The organism is Marinomonas sp. G8-14, assembly GCF_055808935.1.
Map to the genome: position 1 here is coordinate 1,557,512 of NZ_CM147891.1, position 18,481 is coordinate 1,575,992.

Consider the following 18,481-nt stretch of genomic DNA (forward strand, 5'->3'; position numbering starts at 1 on the left):
CTGTAATGAATTAGACCATAACAAGTCTAAAGAAGGTTCACTTGTATTTTTGTGCAATAATGAAAAGCTAACGCTCTTCGCTTTCTTGCTCTAGACTTCTTTGCTTTAGCCACTCTTTTTTCAAGATGGCGTACTGGTAGGTATTTTCGTATTTAGGCGTGCCATCGTCATGATTAACAAACGTCACAAACTCCATGAAACAACCTTCTTGACGCATGCCCAGTTTTTCACACAAAGCTTGAGAGCGATGATTATCGTCTTCCACATAAGCGTAAATGCGTCTGACATTTTTTTGCTGAAACAAATACTCAAATAAAGCGGCTGCGCTTTCATAAGCATAACCTTTGCCTTCGAATTGAGCATTGAAATTCCAGCCAACCGAGTAGGTATCTGCCTCAACAGGCTCTAGAGCTTGAACAGATAACCCTTTAGCCTCTTCTAGCATGAACTTTTCTTCAGGGTAGAGAAACAGATCGCCAATCACGCGCCCAGTGTCTTTTAAACAGACTGCCAAGTGGTTATTGCTTTTGCTGCGTTGCTCTGCATCGGCTCTCGCCTCGTCAAGACTATTCAGTTTTTCATCCAGAAAACAATTAGCACGGGGGTCAGCAAGATAGTCAAATAATGCCTCAGCATCGCTTGGAAGAAAGTTGCGGAGTATCAGTCGAGGGGTGGAAACATACTGCATAAGGTCGCCTACTCTGTATTGGCAAGCAGACGCGAACCAATACCTTCATCGATAAAACAGCCTATCGGCTAAATGTGCCAACAGTGTAACGTGAGCTTCAGTCAAAACCAATAACGGCCAAAACACCTTATGGTTTTGGCCATAGCACAACAGTGGCTTGTAAACGACTTTGCCCAAAGCGCGACATTTTCTCAAACTCATCACGAGCAATGGGTACAAACTGGCAATCTAATGGGCTTGGCGGATCATCAGGCAATTTTTTATCATCATCTAAATCAGGGTCGTGCACTAAAATACAATGCTCATCGTAACCCGACATCACCACCCAATGAGGAGATTTTTTACCGTCCATCCTAAAGGTGCTAATCAGGATAATCGCTAAGGCACCATCATCAAATGCTTCGATCAACTGAGCCAAGGGCATCGCACTGTAGTGCAAGGGAACACCAACCTCATCACATTGTTGGGCGAAACTTTCATGTACGCGAGTAATGACGCTTTTTTTCAGCTCGTTACGCACGCTGTCGACAAACAGCGGTCCCTCTTCACTCAGCCAAACGTCCGCTGACAAACCGCGTTTCTTCGCCGCCAACGCCAACCCCATAGGATGGCAACCGCCATGACCAGAGGTCATAAAGATCGTCGTGGCCTCACGCCAAATCTCTAATTCATCGTTTGGTGTTGCTTGATAATCCGCATGTAACGCCGACAGCACCATTTGCAAAGAAGCGGGTCCGCAAGTAAATGGTGTACCTTGTGCTAACCAAGGCATAGCTCGCGTGGTTTGCTCGCTACCCGCATGACGCAAACGTTTTTGCATACGAATCGCATCCGTTTGGTCTTCATAATAGGCATCGTAGTGGCCAAATTCCTTATAGCCCATTTTCTGATACAGAGCGATGGCATTATGATTCACATCACTAACTTCTAAGCGCAGTAACATCTTACCTTTCTTGAGGGCTTTTTTCTCACATGCTTGAATTAGCAACTTACCAATTCCAAGACCTCGTGCGTCAGGCGAAACGGCAAGGGAATACAAACGTGCCAAACGAGTACCTTGACGAAGGTGTAACAGGGCATAACCTAAAAGTTCGCCTTCTTCTTGGTGTGCAACAAATAAAGCTGAGCCGGAACTGGTAATCGCATGACGAAAGCTACGACGACTCAAACGGTCACCGGAAAACGACTTACTTTCCAAAATAAGCAGAGCTTTTAAATCGTCTAAACTGGCTAAACGTATCTCAATATTTGCAGAAGTACTGGTGCTCATGACATCGTCTCAGAGGGGCAAAAAGCCATTAGGGCCATCCAATGGCTGATCATTCAAACCCAAGCAGAATAGAATAAGCCAACCAATGAATAGAGGAATTTTCGCGCATTCTAGGGCGAAACTTATGTAAAAGATAGCAAAAGATAGACCATTTTTTTCCTAAAAAGACTTTTTATTTTTTTATATTAGTCTATTGTTAAAACAGTAAAACAAGCGCACTATCCGCACAAATTCAGGGTGTATAAAACCACCAAAACGCCTTAATACTAGGCTATGAAGCGCGTTAACGCGCTATTTTATAAGGAAAAATAAAGCCAATGTCACAGACGTACATTGTTGTTGATCAGGCAAAAGATTGGTCAGCCTTTTTGCCCAGCGACCGCGTAATCACCTTTACTCAATACCTCAACTTGGCAGCAACAAAAAGCCAAGGCCGCATTCGAATCATCAATCTTTGTAAAAACAGCAAATACCTATCAGACGGCTACTACTGCTCTTTATTAGCAGAAAGCCGAGGTCATCACGTTATGCCGTCTGTGCGTGTACTGAACGACCTAAGCAAAAAAGATCTTTATGAGCTTGAGATCTCACAGTGGCTGCCATTGCTCGCGAAAAAACTCGCTAAACCAGAAGCGCCCATGGAAATGAAATTCCACTGTGTTTTCGGCAAAACCGTTCATCCAGAGATGAAGGAATTCGCACGCAAACTGTTTGAAAGTTTCCCAAGCCCAGTATTAGAAGTTACTTTAAAATTCCGCAAAGAGTGGCAAGTCACCGCCTTATTTTCTACATCACAAAGCAAACTGACCGACGCAGAAGAAACGCTCTTCGCAGAATCATTAGAAGCCTTTAGCAACAAAGTGTGGAGCAAAGGCCGTATCCAGCGCGCAGCGAAATTTGACATGGCTATTCTGGTTAACCCAGAAGAAGCCATGCCTCCCAGCGACGACCAGGCTATTAAAAAGTTTATCCAAGCGGGTAAGCAACTTGGCATTCATGTTGACCTTATTGGCCCGAAAGACATCATGCGTCTACCTGAATACGATGGCTTGTTTATTCGTGAAACCACCAACATCGACCACCATACCTATCGATTCGCGAAAAAAGCAGAAGGCCTAGGCTTAGTTGTTATGGACGACCCACAATCCATCATGCGTTGTACCAACAAAGTCTACTTAGCCGATTTGTTTAACACCCATAAAGTGCCTTGCCCAAAAACACGCATCGTTCATAAAGGTGAAAGCAACGTAGAAGATGCCTTGGAAGCTGTAATCAGTTACCCAATGGTCGTGAAGATCCCTGATGGTGCCTTCTCCAAAGGCGTGATCAAAGCTGAAAACCGTGAAGCCTTAACCGAGAGCTTAAATACTCTGTTTAAGAAATCGTCTTTGCTATTAGTGCAAGAGTATCTCTACACGGAATTTGACTGGCGTATCGGCATACTGAACAACAAACCGATTTTTGCCTGCCGTTACTACATGGTGAAAAATCACTGGCAAATCTACCAACACACAGGCAGCAAAAGCCAAAGTGGTGGTTTTGATACCTTACCCACCTTTGAAGTACCACGTCGCGTGTTACAAGCCGCTATTGCTGCCACCAAACCGATTGGCGAAGGCTTATATGGCGTAGACGTAAAAGAAATCAATGGCCGAGGCTACGTTATCGAAGTGAACGATAACCCAAGCATCGACCGTGGTGTAGAAGACAAATACATCGGCGACGAACTCTACATGCAAATCATGTCAGAATTCTTACGCCGCATGCAGGTAAAACGAGGCGACCACCAAGCCTAAGGGCAAATTAGTGATCTAGAAATATGGAAGGCGACGATGAGTCGCCTTTTTTGTTTTTCAGCGCCAAGGGGTAAAACCTCTTTTCACCCCGATAGAATTCAGGTTTCCAATATGGATTATTGAAAATAATGAAGCAGTCACCACCAAATAACATGTCAATATTAAGCAGCATGTCGATGAGGTAGACGATAGTGTCGAAAAGAAACAATGCTCAGTGATGATATGAGTGTAAATCACTCTGCCAAAAATTCATCTACTGCGGCGAGAGCTTGTGTACCGTAGATTACGGCAGGACCACCGCCCATCATGAGTGCGACATTTATGGTTTCAATAAGTTCTTCCCGAGTGGCGCCAGCGCGAAGTGCGGCTTTAGCGTGGGAAGCGATGCAACCATCGCAACGGGCGGCAATACCTATGCTCAAGGCCATCATTTCTTTTACTTTTAAGGTTAGCGCCCCCTCTTCCATCGCGGCTTTATGCATGGCCATGAAGCCGTCCAATATTCCGGGAGAGGCTTTACGATACTCTCGAGCGAAAGCGTTTTGTTCTTTGTTAATATCTTTATAACTTTTCATAGCTCACCTTTATGATTAGACAAAACATTAGATAAAGCTAATTTAAAATAAAAAGCCAAAAGAAAGAAGCAGCTTTCGAACAAAGGCTGATCTACAGCAAGGTTAAAAGAATGACTCTGTCGCCACTAAGCGGTCCATTCTCGGTTTTGCAGTACCACTCGATAACCATCTATGTCTTCGAAAGTTTTCCCCACAACATCCCAGTAGTCATTATAGGATGACACATGAACAAAACCCGCAGACAACATTTTCTCGCAACATAGTCGCCACACTTGTGCGTCCGTAACATAGAAAATAAGTAAGTTATCTTGGGTTGGGGCTTTACCGACGGTAGTGCCTTTATGGTGGGTGAATTCTAAATGATAATTATGTTGTTCATGACCGATAATCGAGCCATCAAAGCCATTGTGTCCTTCAAAGCGACCAAGCAGTTTAAAACCCAGACCATGAATGTACATATCCGTTATTTTACCTAGGTTATCCGTTGGTCTTGCGACACGCATTTTAGTTATTTTGGGGATCATAAGAGACGCCTATTTTCGTAGCTAGCTTGATAATTCAGCCGAGAAAAGCAGGAGCAATCCAGTTTGTTCAATCACTCGTCTTCCCTGACCTATGATGTAAGTTACAATAAAACGAAATACAACATCCATTACTGAATAATGTCTATTCAAACACTTCGATCACTTATACAGCATCTCACCACGCATCGGCGCAAGCACCTTCAATACACGGTTTTGCTGCGGGTACGTTAACCCAGCCTTTTTCATAGCATTCACTAATAAGTCGACCGTCAAGTTGAAATCGGCTTCGTTAATCTTCTGCCCTTGATGGACTTTCAACATAGTATCACCGGTGTAAGTACAAGGACCGCCAGTGTCAACGCAAAGATGTTCAATGAATTTTTCTCGAAAGCGTTTAATGTTGGTTTTTTCAAAATAGCGATAGATGTCTTTATTAAAACTAATCTCATCAATAAAGTTATCGGTAATCGCTTCTATGGTTGGCTGACCGCCAATTTCATCGTACAAACTTTGCGGCGCTTTATTTAGTGAGGCACAAGCAACAAGAAAAAAGCTCAACGTAATACATGCGTTTTTTACAAGGTTTACCATAAATACCCCGTCATAGATAAATAAAAGCCTTTTTGATTTTTCTGCGTAGCAACCGTACCCAAGTCAGCATAAGCCGCGGTAACATTAACATGTTTGTTTGGCATATAGCTCACAAACAGATCTTTCCAATCGTCTTCTTTGACGCTGGATAGATTATTTGGTTTTTGACGATACTCCATGCCAACTACCCAATTAGGTGATAGAAGTAAGCCGACACTGCCCTCCATCATCATTTGATAACCATTATTGTCCGGTCCACCATAACCTAACAACCCCATCTCATTGGCCTTGGTAGCACGAGCAGTTACGTTCCAAACCAGGTTGTAACCCGCAATCGCCCCTAAATGCACCTTAGTCGCAGCCACATAAAAATCCGTGCCACTATCGTCTTTTGCACCAAGGGCTGTCGCCACAGAGTCGTCATCTAATTGCTTATGCTGTAAACCTATACTCAGCTGAGGAAAAGTTGAATAAACAACGTCACCATATAAACGAACTTTTGCACCAATAATGTTTTGTTTGATCTCGCCAACACTTAGTTGCTTCACCAAACCAACAGGCAAATCAAACGTTTGTTGAGCATAGCTTAATTCAACTCTGTCGTAGAAACTCGTCGCCACACCGATCGATGACAATCGATAATCCGTAATATTCACATCCGTCATAAATAACGACGCTGCAGTCTCGTCACGGCTATCGTATCCAGACAACGTAGCCCAAGGCACAAGACCGCCACCACCACTACCCTCTAATTGCGAAAGCCCTGCGGTGGCCAGCAATTTACCATCAGCTGCCATGGTAGGTATAGCACACAACAAAGTGCCACTAGCGATGAGTATTTTGATTTGTCTTTTATTCATCATGTCCTTCTTTCGTTACAAGTATATTGGCTTTCACCATTTCTTTTTACCGAATCTGGTATGCGAACTATGATCCATGACTTCAATCGGTGGTAATAGTTCCAATACCACGGTTTGTTCTGCGTCACTCGTAATATCAATAGACTCTAGTGCATTCACACCATCAATCAATCTTTCGCTCCACACTGACACCTTGTCACCTTGTTTTACTGGTAACCGAACTTGACCATTTTTATCTGTTTTCAAGGTAAGCATATTGTCTGCCACGATAATGTAACCAATCATGTCATCATGTATGTTACATCCGAGCACAACCAGACCAGGGGTATCAAACAATATGGACTCAACGTCTGTGCCCTTATACAATTTAATTTCAAACGTTTTAGGCTCAGAAAAACTGTAAACGTGATGTCGAATATCATCACTGTTAGGAAAGTTAACATATTGACCTTTTTGCACCACAAGCACGCGTGGCAAGAAGGACTCATCAACCTGATCCATAACAGCGACCATACTCGGTGTGCCCACAACATTTTTGGAAACTGTCACAACTGCGTCTGAAACAGGTAGATTATCTTGATCGACAACACTCAAGGTCATTTCAGCCCAAACACTAGACAAAAAACAACCAAACATCAGTACAATTAGATAACGCATCATTTTTCCTTAGGAACAGTCGCCTTTGTTTAATTCGTTTAAGTATTACTATGATTACTTTAAAGTATTTAGCAGATCATTATGCTTTCTGTAATATTATTCACCATTCAAGTAAAAGCGATTTAGAAGGAAGGAAAAAATGCGTGATCTGATCGAAGTCATTACCTACCAAGACACAGCTCATGCCCATTCACATCACCACACGCAAATTGTCTTGCCGCTTTCAGGACGTCTAATACTTGATGTGGATAACCACCAGCAAGCGGTGGAATTTGGTCAAGCCTGCCTTATTTCTACCAGCCAACCACATTCCCATTTAGCCAGAGAAGAGAACCGTTGTTTGGTATTGAACTCTTTACCGGCATGGAACAGCCAACTACAAAGTTCGTCGATTTTTATCACCCTAAGCGATCAAGCTAAAACCTATTTGCCTTTTTTATCTAGCTTGATCAGCGACCCCAGCGAGATAAAAACACATCAGGCGTTAAATTTACTGGAACACTTATTGCCCATTCCACAAGAGAAAATTATCCAAGCAGACGCTCGCTTAGCTAAGGCAAAACAACGGCTCGATCATGCCTTTCAGGAACCATGGAGCTTGAGCGAACTGGCAACAGAAGTGCACTTAAGTCCAAGCCAACTTAGCATTTTGTTCAAACGTCATCTCGGCATGACACCTAAACAATACCTTCAGCAACGTCGCCTGACAGAAGCCAAACGATGGCTAATATCAAGCAATAAAAACTTAGACTGCATTGCACAAAAAGTTGGAATAAACGACGCCAGCAGTCTTGTTCGCTTGTTTACGAAACACTTCAACGCCACACCAGGAAGCATCAGAAAAAGTCACCAAGACAAGAAAAACTAATCTTCTGAACTGATTTCGAGCGCCATCTCCCAGTTACGAATAAAACGTTTTTGCTTAGCGTAATCTCGCCCTACCAATAACTGCTGATCCAATTCAATGACCCCTGTTGGTCCTGGGGCACTCACTACGTAAGGGTCGTTCGCATTATTCATATCTGGTCGAATGGGGAACAACAAGCCTTGAGTCTGCATCATTTTTTGCGCTTTGTCCGACAGCAAAAAGTCTAAAAAAACACCCGCATCCGCCGCATTAGGTGCACCTTTAGGAATCAGAGCCGCACGCATCAGCATTAATGTGTAATCTTTTGGAAGGATCATTTTCAATCGATTATCATCACGAGGCTCTTTGTGACGCATAAGAACCCAACAAGTTGTAACCTAACACCAATTTACCTGAAGCAACATCATCAATAATGTCGTGTGTACAACAGTAAGTTTGCACATCATGACTACCAAATGCCTCCAACAAACGTCCCCAGGTCACATCCGCCTGACGAGCATCTTGGCTTGCCAACAAGTATCCGACACCACTCTCTCGAATGTCATAAGTACCGATTCGCTTGGTCATGCTTTTCTCATTTTGTCGAATAGTCTGCAGTAACGACTGACGATCATCAGGCAACTCGCCAGGAAAAGCATTTTTGTTCACTAACATCACAATCGGCTCAATAGAGAAAGCAAACAACTGATTACGCCACTTAAAATTATCCGGCAAATTATCCGTAAAATCAGACTGATAGGTCTGTGCATAACCGTCATTGACCAGTTTCAAATGCAAATCCATGGCACTGCTAATAGCCAAACTCGCAACAGGATGCTTCTGTTCTTGGATAATTAGGTAATACAATTCCAGCGTATTCACATCACGATATGCCACTCGTACATCCGGATGAAGTGCGACAAAAGCCTTCAGAATAGGCTCAAACGACGCCAAATCCATAGCAGAATCAATAGCCAAAACCCTTGGCGCGTTCGTATTACCAAACCATACAGGCTCGGCTGCCCAGAGTTTAGAAGACATCATGATTAAGATATAAAAAAGAAAAGCGATTACGGATCTCATACAGTCCCCTCATCAAAAATAAATTTGGCAAAATCCACCTGAAAAGTGGTGCCTTTGGGATGTGTATCTAAGATCTCAATTCTGGCCGAATGATGATCAACGATATCTTTCACCATCGCCAAACCCACCCCACTGCCTGCAATGTCGTATCGGCCGCGATAAAAACGCTCAAAGACACGCGCCTTTTCTATCTCAGGAATACCATTGCCATAATCTATGACTTTTATCCGATAAAAGCGTTCAAACTCACTCACTTGCACGATGACCTCAGTAGCATTGTTCATACCCAATGAGCTATAACGCACAGCATTTTCAATAAGGTTCTGCATCATCTGTTGAATCGAAAAACTGTCGCCCAATACAAAAGCATTGTTTAACTCACAATCAAGCGAAAGCTGAACACCCTGATGCAACGCGGTGACCGCTTGTGCGCGGCATGAAGCCCTAATTGGTTCCAGTAGACTCGTGGGTTCCAAGCGATGGGTCTGTAAACGATGAGAGACAACCGCCTGATTAAGCAACAAAGTCACTGTCTGACTCAACGCGTCACATTGCTTGACAATGTTTTCTAGAGCTTGCTGCTGTGCTTGTGGCGAGCCACTGTCACCCGAGGTATTGTCTCGTGCATTTTCGGCTAAAGCTTTTAAACTGGCTAAAGGTGTGCGCAATTGATGAGCCGCATCAGCCGTATAATTCTCCAGTTGCTCTAAGTTGGTCTGTAGTCGAGCCATAAAGTGGTTAATCGCCACTTTGAGGTGATGCGTTTCTTTTGGTGTATTGATATCTAATGGCGTGAGGTCTCCCATTGCCCTTTCTTCTAATGCCCTTTCGATACGGTGCAAAGGCCGAAGGACTAAATGACTGCCAATAGCAATCAAAGTAATGGCGACCAAAGCAATAAACACAACCACCTCAACCGCTCGCTGCGTCACCGCCGTCGACATGGCTTCCCGTGATAATCGAGTTTGTCCCAATACAATACGAACGGTTTGCGACGTCTCAGGATCAGTCAAACTGCGTTCTAACCACGCAAATCGCACCATCTCACCGGAATACTCTTGATTATAAAACTGTATTTGATCCAACTCTGGTGGCTTAGGCGGCGTACTGTTTAGATCTTGGTAGCCTGTTATAAAGCCTTGCTCCAAACTTTCCACCTTGTAAAAGACACGATCTTCATCTGCTTGCGCCAATGTCGCAAAAGCTGACCAAGGGATATCGATACTGACTTCGTTGCGAATTAAACTGACATTTTCATCTATCTGCAATAAAGCACTGCGCAGCAGACGATCATAAGACAAATCGGCAAGCTTCTGACTGTAATCAAAAATCAAATTAATCGCCAAACCAGCGATAATACCAATCACTAGAACACCCGCTAAGATGAAACGAAAGCGTAACGAAGGCGCCTTAGCTAACGCCCGCTTTTCCTCTTCCTCACTCAGGTTTTGGTGGTCGAGCGATTTCTGCCACATAACCAATGCCCCTTAGAGTACTAATCGCCAAATCCCCTTTAACCATTTTTTTCGCAAACGCCCAACATACAATTCAATCGCATTAGGGCCTGGGGTTTCATTAAAATTAAATAAGTGATCGGTGATCTCATCTTTACTTAACACTCGGCCTAGATGCCCGAGAAATATTTCCAATAAGCGAAATTCACGGTTAGTAATCGCCGTCAGCTCACCTTCAATAAATACTTGTCGACTGTCCCTGTTTACCACAATATTGCCATGCTCAGTGACATTGGCAGCGTAGCCCTGTTTGCGACGCAACAGCGCACGACAACGCGCTTCAAGCTCACCAAAATCAAACGGTTTCGTAAGATAGTCGTCTGCACCTTCATCCAAAAGACGGATACGGTCCTCTATCTGATCTCGGGCTGTCATAATAAGAACCAGGGTATCGTCGTCACGCTGGCGCAGTTTCTGCAGCAGTTGTAAACCAGACAAACCAGGCAAATTCAGGTCCAATAAAATCAAATCGACCGATTGATACCTTAATAACTCATCCGCTTTTTTGCCATCGCCCATCAAATCCACGCCGTGTCCTAGACTAGTTAATCGTTCACAGATCGCCTGCCCTAAAACCTGAGTATCTTCTACCACTAAAATTCGCATAACACGTCAGCCATATCGTTATTATTTTTTTATAAAATATTAAAAACCTTAAATAATAAAAAGCAAAAAATTCGAACAGCCTAAACTGTTCGAATTCCATTTTTACGTATTAATAGTAACCGCTTAGCGCAGACAATAGTACCGAATAGTATGTCGACCTAGTCGTCCTTTTCAGACACTTTTGCTCTTGCCATTTTAGCACGTACCATGGGACCTACGATCATAGGCAAAATCAAACCAAGTATCGCTACAGTCCAAAGACCAATGCTTAATCCACTATTAAACAACACAGACCAATCGCCATCAGAAAGTACAAGGGCATGACGAAGACTTTTCTCCATTTCAGGCCCAAGCAACATGCCTAAAATGATAGGAACTAATGGGATATCCACCTTACGGAAAATATAACCCAATACGCCAAAACCAACCATGAAATACAAATCCAACGCACTGTGACTAACAGAATAAATACCCACAGATGCCACAAGAGTCACAATCGGCATCAAGTATTTAGGTGGAATACTCAACAGTTTGACGAAAATGCCTACCATTGGAATGTTTAGCAACAACAACACAAGGTTGCCCACGAACATGGCAGCGATAACGCCCCAAACAAGGTCTGCGTTTTGTTGAAATAACATCGGGCCAGGAGAGATGTTTAATGAAATCAACATCGCCAACAACACCGCTGTCGTACCACTACCTGGCACACCAAGCGTTAGCATAGGCACAAGTGCACCAGACGCCGCGCCATTGTTACCCGCTTCAGGAGCCGCTACACCACGTGGATCACCTTTACCAAACTCACCTTTATCGGAAAAACGTTTCTCCAAGGTGTAACTAACAAAGCTACCCAAAGACGCACCTGCGCCAGGCAAAACACCAGCAATAAAGCCTAATACCGCACCTCTCAAGGAAGCAGGTAATACTTGAATAATATCTTTTGCAGTAAGTTTTAATTTGTTAACTGCTACTTGCTTGAGACCATCACCAGCATGACGCTCCAAGAAAAACAACAACTCACTAATCGCAAACAACCCCACGATCGCGATAATGAAATCAACACCTTCAAACAACTCAAGCGAATTAAAAGTAAAACGCTGAACACCAGTAGAGATATCAATCCCCACAGACGCAATCATCAAACCAATAGCCGCCGCCATGAGCGTCTTAAATTGGTTTTTACCAGTAATGCCACCTAACGTTGCAAAGGCCAAAGCAAACAAGGCAAAGTATTCAGACGGGCCGAATCTCAAGGCGAATTTCGCTAAAATAGGCGCCAAAATAACCAAACCAACAGTTGCAATAAAGCTACCGATAAAAGAAGCAATCGCAGAAATCGCCAAAGCCTCAGCCGCTTTACCTTTTACCGCCATTGGATACCCATCTAAACAGGTCATCATGGCAGGCTCATCACCTGGAATATTCAGCAGGATAGACGAAATACGACCGCCATACATGGCACCGGCATACACCGACGTCAACAAAATAAGAGAAGATGTAGCAGACAAACCCAAACTAAATGCCAACGGAATTAAAATAGCCACACCGTTTGCAGGACCAAGACCCGGTAAAGCACCAATCAAAGTACCCAATATGGCACCAATGACCGCAAACATAATACTCTCTGGCGTTAATGCGACGGCAAAGCCTTGCATTAATAAGCTCATAGTCTCCATATTAAAACTCCAATAGACCTAGAGGCAGTGCTAGTTCTAGCACAGTATTGAAAAGGAAGAAGATAACCACAGAGCTTGCCACACCCGTAATAATACTCTTAGTTATATTCGCCCCCATGCGCCAACTTAAAAAACTCACCACAAGCGCAGCGGCTGGCATAAAACCGATTGGTTCAATCGCCCATGCAAAAGCAAGCATAGAAAGCACAACGATAGTAAGCTCAATCAACATAGCAGATGGCGCCCATTTCTCATCCGGATCAGGACGAACAATCATGTAGATAGAACTAATACCTAAGATGATTGATAGCATAATAGGAAAGGTTTCAGGCCCGACACTTTCGTGTCCACCAAATGGAATGGGAAATTGCGTTGCTTCCCAGCCGTAAGCAACGGCAAGAATCAGCATCAGCATGCCAAACACACGATCATTAATACGCATGTCTCTGCTCCGTGTCAGTAAATCAAAGGGTGAGTAATAAGTAAAAACAGGAGGGGTCATTGTGTCAAAACAAATCCCCCTCCAAATAGCGGTTCTAAATTATTTAATCAAACCGATGTCTTTAGATAAGATTTGAATATCTAGAATTTGGTTGTTAACGAATTGTGTGAACTCTTCACCAGATTTATGGAATGGCATCACACCGTTTTTCACCATGATGTCTTTCCATTCTTCTGTTTTGTAAAGTTCGTCCATGGTTTTAACCCACCAATCGTAAGATTCCGCACTGGAATTTCCTGGCATATAAAAACCGCGCCAGTTTGGTGCAACGGAATCAATACCTTGCTCCATTGCTGTTGGAATCGCAGCAAATGGTTCTGGTAAACGCTCTTCAGAAAGCACCGCCAACACACGTAAATCACCGGAATCCATAAAGCCTTTTACTTCAGAGATATCACCAGTAAAGGCATCAACGTGTCCGCCAACCACTTGAACTAGGGCTTCGGAGCCGCCGCTGAAAGCCAAATAACGCACTTTAGGCAAATCGCCTACGTTTGCTTTTTGAGCAGTCATCAAGACTTTTAAATGGTCCCAACCACCAGAAGCACTACCACCGGCAAACTTCACTGATGTTGGATCGCTTTTCAACGCATCTAACAGTTGAGTCAGTGTGGTGTATTTTGAATCTTTGCCTACTGCAATGATGCCGTAGTCTGCGCCCAAGGTTCCAATCCATTTAACTTGTTTGGAATCCATACCTGGGAACTGACCTTGTGCAAGGCGAGTCGTCGTGGCCGTACTAGCCGCTACAATAAGATTATCATCTTTATCGCGTTTACTGATGGTATGAGCGTAAGCCACACCGCCACCAGCACCTGTCATGTTGACGGTTTGAACATTGCCTTTAAAGTATCCTTGGTCAACCAATACTCGACCAACACTACGGCAAGTAAAATCCCAGCCACCACCAGGGTTTGCTGGCGCAATACATTCTGCACTACGAGCGGGTTCATAAGCGTGAGCTTGTCCAGCGATGGTTAGTGCGACAGCACCAGAAATTAGGATAGACTTCAAAGAAAGGGTATTAAGCATGGTTATCTCCTGCTTGTTATTTTTTTTGTTGTTAGCTATTCGAGTTCCTGAAACGCTTATTTTAGAAAACTCGATGAACAAACATTACCTGTCAAACCTGTCACCACCCTGTCAGAAAACACATTTCTGACAGAATTGTGATTAAAAACGCATTTTTGACAAAACACATTGCGCATTTTTGACAAAACACATTGCGCATTTTTGACAATGTTTTTAACGCCCTGACACGGTAATCTGTTGTTTATTAGACTAGGACAGGTTTCAGGAAACAACAAGATGACCGCACATAATACACAAGCCACTCTCATTGGCAGCATCGCCATCATGCTATGGAGCAGCCTTGCGCTCTTCACCACGCAAGCCAACTCAGTGCCGCCACTATTGTTGTTGGCCCTTACATTTGGTGTTGCCAGCTTACTCTTTTTTATCGTGTATCTATTTAAAGGTGAAATAAAAAGTTCTTGGAGGCAAACACCGAAAAACGCCATATTAATGGGGGGACTCGGCTTTTATTTTTACCATTTTTGCTATTTTTACGCATTTCAACACGCACCTCCAGTAGAGGCGGGACTCATTGCTTACCTTTGGCCGTTGCTGATTGTCTTAATGGCAGGCATGACAAAAGGCAATATTCTGTCATGGACACACTTAGTCGGTGCAGTGGTCGCGTTTATTGGTACCGGCATCATGTTACAATCAAAGGCACAAGTCTTAACCACAGACAACAGCACAGCTTACCATTGGACAGGATACGCTGCCGCCTTCGCCTGTGCGTTTATTTGGTCGAGCTATTCCGTTGCGAATCGACGCTATCAAGATGTTCCTTCCAGCGCTGTACTCTGGTATTGCCTCATCACCACACTATTAGCAAGCGCATCCCATCTTGCAATAGAAACACACAACTGGACCACCGCAGCCTCTTTTCCAGCCTCCACATGGATTGCCATTTTAGGACTCGGCTTTGGCCCTGTTGGTATCGCGTTTTTTGTTGGGATTTTGGGGTAAAAAAAGGCAACTTATCCTTGCTTGGCGTCTTGTCTTATACCGCTCCTGCCCTATCCACTGCTTGGCTTGGGCTTTTCACCGAAGCACAACTCACCACAGGACAAATCATCGCCTGCCTATTCATTACCGCAGGGGCATTATTTGCCAGCTTAATGCCAAACAAAAAAATGCCCTTGGTCCCTGAAAAGGAAGCCAAAGGCATCTGAATAAAAGGCGCTTTTTATTATAAAGCGCCTGATGTTTTTACCACTTTTTTCACTAAGCAACGTGAACCTGATAAGCGTTACGTGGAATCTTTTGCAAGTACGCCTCCATTTCCGCCATGCCATTGGGTTGATCAACTTTTACACCCAAATCACGCATGGTACTGCCCAACGCATGCAAGGTGCGGAACAAGTTATGCTCGCGACATTGCTCACCCATCTGCCCAATACGCACGATAGGCTGGCCAAAAGAGCCCGCGATTTCAACGCGGTACATTTCGGATATGTGTCGACAAATTTTAGGGGCTGTTAACCCTTGCGGTATGTTAATACCCACCACAGAATTCAAACGCGATGCTGGCGGAATAAACAACTCTAATCCCATGCCTTCAATGCCTGCTTGCAAGGCTTTTGAACAACGCAAATGACGCGAAAAACGATGCTCTAATGTTTCATCGCACACCAATTTTAATGCCTCATGCAACGCCATGATGCCAGATACGGGTGCCGTATAATGATAGCCATCGTTGTGCCAAAAATTCTCGGCTAACTGCGCATCAAAACACCATTGTGCAGTGGGTTTGGTACGACTTTTTACTGCGGCCCAAGCTTCATTAGAAAACACCAACAAGGACACACCAGGGATAGACGACAAGCCTTTTTGGCCACCCGTAATCACCACATCCACTTGCCATGCATCCATTTTTAACGGCATAGTGCTGAGTGTACAAACAGCGTCTACCACCACCAAACAACCATAAGATTTAGCGATCTTAGTGATGTCTTCTAATGTATGGTTAAACACCGTATTCGACGTTTCGCCTTGCACCAGCGTTAATACTTTTGGACGTGTTTCCTCAATGGCTTTACGAACACGCTCTGGGTCCGCCGCTTCATGAGCCCCTACATGCAACTCATGCACGTCAGCACCAATACGTGTTGCCATTTCTGCCATGCGATGACTAAAGAAGCCATTATTAATGCATAAAATACGCTCGCCTGGTTGCAACAAATTGGCCACCGCCATCTCCATCGCCGCTGACGCTGGCCCCGCGACGCCAAGCACCCATTTAGACTCAGTTTGAAACACATAACGCGCCATTGTTTTAACTTGGCCAATCACCTGTGCCATCACACTGCCTAGGTGGTTAATGACCACCGAGTTGGCCTTGGCGACACGTTCAGGAATAGGCACAGGGCCTGCGCCCATCATTAACAAAGGTTCATGAGGAAGAATTTCGTCTAAAGATTTCACCTGGGGACGAGGAATACCCATTGGCGATGAAGCAGTCATTTTATGCAGCCTAATTGATCAAAGTTGAAAAAAACACATCTAGAGTAAAAAGCCTGTTTTCACGTTTTTACAGTAGAAAATGTCGAGAAAATGATTTTTACAAAATAATATTTTGAAATAGTACATTATTCATTGTGATAATAAGAGACGGCAAAATGAAAAGAGTGTAATAAACCACAAGCTTTCACTTTCGCCTTACATCTGACGTGTTTCCTTTTCAACAAGCAGTATTTTTTACTCTGCGAGAAGAGAATAAAGTATGCGATAATGCGCGAAATTCCCTATTCAGGATCTCGTTATGATTACTTGTGGTATCGAAATCAAAGGCAGCGAAGTGATTCTTTGCCTTCTGTCTAAACAAGACGGATTGTTTCAAATCGCCGACTGTCGCCAAACTCGACACACACTGAACAACCCAAACGACAGCGAAAGCGTGCGTAAATTTCAGTTTTTACTGAAAAAGCTATTTGAAGATTACAAAGTAAAAAGAGCCGTGATTCGCGAACGCCCAACCAAAGGCAAATTTGCTGGCGGCTCGGTGGGCTTTAAAATCGAAGCAATAATTCAACTGATCGACACCGTTCAAGTGGATTTATTCAGCGGAGCCAAAGTGAAGGACATCTTGCAACACAACCCGATGCCTATTCCTTTTAAAGCAACGGGATTACGTGCATTTCAAGAAAGCGCTTTCACCGTAGCTTATGCCGCACTTTCAGAGCACATTCCTGAAGCGTAAGTCGTTAGATTTCGCAATAAAAAAACTGACGCCATGAATGGCGTCCGTTTTTTAATATTCCAATGCTTAAAGCAAAGACACAATAGAGCCACAACTCGGGGCTGCTTATAACTCATTCTTTATTCATATCTTTTATAAAATCAATAAAAGTTCGTAAGGGTGTAGGCACCAATCTTCGACCAGAGTAATACAAATACGGCCCACTAAAAGACAACCACCACGTTTCAAGAATAGGTTCAAGTTGCCCTGAATCAAAATAAGGTTGCAGCCATTCCTCAAACAAATAAATAACCCCCGTGCCAGCAACCGCAGCATCGACAGCAAGATCAACAGCACTACCTATATTAACCACTAAAGGACCTGACACCTTTATGTCTATCGTGTCATTATCTTTCTCAAATTCCCAAGTGTTGGCTACCCCTGATCGAAACCGACCGGTTAAACAAGGATAATTTAATAGGTCACGAGGATGAGTTGGTCGGCCTAATCTATCTAGCAATTTAGGTGAAGCTGCTAACGCATACCGTTGTTGACGTGGGCCGATAGGTACGGCGATCATATCCTGCTCGAGTCGCTCGTCATAACGAATACCGGCATCGAAACCTGCATCAATAATATTGACAACGTTACTCTCCGCTGTCACTTCCAGTTCAATATCAGGATAGGCCTCCAAAAATGCAGGGACAATAGCTGGTAATATTAATTTTACGGCACTAACAGGTACGTTAAGACGAAGTTTACCTGCAGGTTTATCTCGATATAGGTTGACCATATCTAACGCAGAATCAAATTCACTCATAATAGGGTTCATACGTTCTAACAACACCATACCCACTTCAGTAAGAACAACACTGCGAGTATTGCGATGAAACAATCTTACCCCCAATTCCCCTTCTAAGCGTCGTATGGCATCACTTAAACGTGAAGCACTTATATTTTCTACTCTCGCAGCCTCTCGAAAACCGCCGGCTCTGGCGACAGCAACAAATGCCGTAATGTCATTCATAGATGATTTCATT

General features: G+C 43.8%; 21 protein-coding genes. 5 read left to right on the forward strand and 16 right to left on the reverse strand.

All coding sequences use genetic code 11. The annotated features are described in order from the left end of the window. Positions 1-67 precede the first annotated feature (67 nt). Both AC0L6V_RS08045 and AC0L6V_RS08050 read right to left on the reverse strand, forming a co-directional pair. Positions 68-688 carry a GNAT family N-acetyltransferase gene (locus tag AC0L6V_RS08045; RefSeq protein ID WP_265219351.1) on the reverse strand — a complete coding sequence of 207 codons (621 nt, stop codon included), beginning with the start codon at positions 686-688 and terminating at the stop codon, positions 68-70. Between the two features lie 127 nt (positions 689-815). Next, positions 816-1,958: a GNAT family N-acetyltransferase/peptidase C39 family protein gene (locus AC0L6V_RS08050; protein WP_265219350.1), complete on the reverse strand. Its 1,143-nt coding sequence runs from the start codon at positions 1,956-1,958 to the stop codon at positions 816-818. Positions 1,959-2,275: 317 nt separating this feature from the next. On the opposite strand from AC0L6V_RS08050, the gene AC0L6V_RS08055 reads away from it, so the two are divergent. Continuing rightward, a complete protein-coding gene (locus tag AC0L6V_RS08055; protein ID WP_265219349.1) occupies positions 2,276-3,754 on the forward strand; it encodes a RimK family protein in 1,479 nt (492 codons plus the stop codon). 233 nt (positions 3,755-3,987) lie between these two features. Here AC0L6V_RS08055 and AC0L6V_RS08060 read toward each other — a convergent pair whose 3' ends face one another. From AC0L6V_RS08060 to AC0L6V_RS08080, 5 genes are all read right to left on the reverse strand, one after another. Beyond that, positions 3,988-4,329, reverse strand: coding sequence for a carboxymuconolactone decarboxylase family protein (locus tag AC0L6V_RS08060; protein ID WP_265219347.1), 342 nt, complete (start codon positions 4,327-4,329; stop codon positions 3,988-3,990). 125 nt (positions 4,330-4,454) lie between these two features. Further along, positions 4,455-4,853, reverse strand: coding sequence for a VOC family protein (locus AC0L6V_RS08065; RefSeq protein ID WP_265219344.1), 399 nt, complete (start codon positions 4,851-4,853; stop codon positions 4,455-4,457). A gap of 159 nt (positions 4,854-5,012) precedes the next feature. Continuing rightward, positions 5,013-5,444, reverse strand: coding sequence for a group I truncated hemoglobin (locus tag AC0L6V_RS08070; RefSeq protein ID WP_265219342.1), 432 nt, complete (start codon positions 5,442-5,444; stop codon positions 5,013-5,015). Next, positions 5,438-6,307, reverse strand: coding sequence for a DUF3034 family protein (locus AC0L6V_RS08075; protein ID WP_265219341.1), 870 nt, complete (start codon positions 6,305-6,307; stop codon positions 5,438-5,440). Before AC0L6V_RS08075 ends, AC0L6V_RS08070 begins: the two co-directional genes overlap by 7 nt. Positions 6,308-6,337: 30 nt before the next feature. Beyond that, positions 6,338-6,961, reverse strand: coding sequence for a methylamine utilization protein (locus tag AC0L6V_RS08080; protein ID WP_418138909.1), 624 nt, complete (start codon positions 6,959-6,961; stop codon positions 6,338-6,340). Between the two features lie 139 nt (positions 6,962-7,100). On the opposite strand from AC0L6V_RS08080, the gene AC0L6V_RS08085 reads away from it, so the two are divergent. Next, a complete protein-coding gene (locus AC0L6V_RS08085) occupies positions 7,101-7,829 on the forward strand; it encodes a helix-turn-helix domain-containing protein (RefSeq protein ID WP_265219337.1) in 729 nt (242 codons plus the stop codon). Here the strand turns inward: AC0L6V_RS08085 and AC0L6V_RS08090 are convergent. From AC0L6V_RS08090 to AC0L6V_RS08120, 7 genes are all read right to left on the reverse strand, one after another. Beyond that, complete coding sequence (locus AC0L6V_RS08090) at positions 7,826-8,185, reverse strand: ABC transporter substrate-binding protein (protein WP_418138910.1); 360 nt, start codon at positions 8,183-8,185, stop codon at positions 7,826-7,828. The genes AC0L6V_RS08085 and AC0L6V_RS08090 overlap by 4 nt on opposite strands. After that, positions 8,163-8,891: an ABC transporter substrate-binding protein gene (locus AC0L6V_RS08095; RefSeq protein WP_418138911.1), complete on the reverse strand. Its 729-nt coding sequence runs from the start codon at positions 8,889-8,891 to the stop codon at positions 8,163-8,165. Before AC0L6V_RS08095 ends, AC0L6V_RS08090 begins: the two co-directional genes overlap by 23 nt. After that, on the reverse strand, positions 8,888-10,366 hold the full coding sequence (locus AC0L6V_RS08100; RefSeq protein WP_265219334.1) for a sensor histidine kinase: 1,479 nt from the start codon (positions 10,364-10,366) through the stop codon (positions 8,888-8,890). Before AC0L6V_RS08100 ends, AC0L6V_RS08095 begins: the two co-directional genes overlap by 4 nt. A gap of 12 nt (positions 10,367-10,378) precedes the next feature. After that, complete coding sequence (locus AC0L6V_RS08105; protein ID WP_418138913.1) at positions 10,379-11,011, reverse strand: response regulator transcription factor; 633 nt, start codon at positions 11,009-11,011, stop codon at positions 10,379-10,381. 158 nt (positions 11,012-11,169) lie between these two features. After that, the gene (locus AC0L6V_RS08110; RefSeq protein WP_265219332.1) at positions 11,170-12,690 is read right to left on the reverse strand and encodes a tripartite tricarboxylate transporter permease; all 1,521 of its coding nucleotides are present in this window, start codon (positions 12,688-12,690) and stop codon (positions 11,170-11,172) included. Position 12,691: 1 nt separating this feature from the next. Continuing rightward, positions 12,692-13,132: a tripartite tricarboxylate transporter TctB family protein gene (locus tag AC0L6V_RS08115; RefSeq protein WP_265219330.1), complete on the reverse strand. Its 441-nt coding sequence runs from the start codon at positions 13,130-13,132 to the stop codon at positions 12,692-12,694. Between the two features lie 99 nt (positions 13,133-13,231). Next, positions 13,232-14,224 (reverse strand): Bug family tripartite tricarboxylate transporter substrate binding protein, encoded by a 993-nt coding sequence (locus AC0L6V_RS08120; RefSeq protein WP_265219329.1) that lies wholly within the window; start codon positions 14,222-14,224, stop codon positions 13,232-13,234. Positions 14,225-14,500: 276 nt separating this feature from the next. On the opposite strand from AC0L6V_RS08120, the gene AC0L6V_RS08125 reads away from it, so the two are divergent. Together AC0L6V_RS08125 and AC0L6V_RS08130 are read left to right on the forward strand one after the other, a co-directional pair. Further along, positions 14,501-15,229, forward strand: a complete 729-nt coding sequence (locus tag AC0L6V_RS08125; RefSeq protein WP_418138914.1) for a DMT family transporter — start codon at positions 14,501-14,503, stop codon at positions 15,227-15,229. Positions 15,230-15,246: 17 nt separating this feature from the next. Next, the gene (locus tag AC0L6V_RS08130; RefSeq protein WP_418138916.1) at positions 15,247-15,435 is read left to right on the forward strand and encodes a hypothetical protein; all 189 of its coding nucleotides are present in this window, start codon (positions 15,247-15,249) and stop codon (positions 15,433-15,435) included. A gap of 52 nt (positions 15,436-15,487) precedes the next feature. Here the strand turns inward: AC0L6V_RS08130 and AC0L6V_RS08135 are convergent, their stop codons facing one another. After that, positions 15,488-16,726, reverse strand: coding sequence for a pyridoxal-phosphate-dependent aminotransferase family protein (locus AC0L6V_RS08135; protein WP_409419647.1), 1,239 nt, complete (start codon positions 16,724-16,726; stop codon positions 15,488-15,490). Positions 16,727-17,024: 298 nt separating this feature from the next. Here AC0L6V_RS08135 and AC0L6V_RS08140 point away from each other — a divergent pair, with 298 nt between their 5' ends. Next, positions 17,025-17,462, forward strand: a complete 438-nt coding sequence (locus AC0L6V_RS08140) for a DUF3010 family protein (protein WP_265219326.1) — start codon at positions 17,025-17,027, stop codon at positions 17,460-17,462. 112 nt (positions 17,463-17,574) lie between these two features. Here AC0L6V_RS08140 and AC0L6V_RS08145 read toward each other — a convergent pair whose 3' ends face one another. Next, entirely contained in the window at positions 17,575-18,468 is an 894-nt protein-coding gene (locus AC0L6V_RS08145; RefSeq protein WP_265219325.1) for a LysR family transcriptional regulator, read from the reverse strand. Positions 18,469-18,481: the final 13 nt, after the last annotated feature.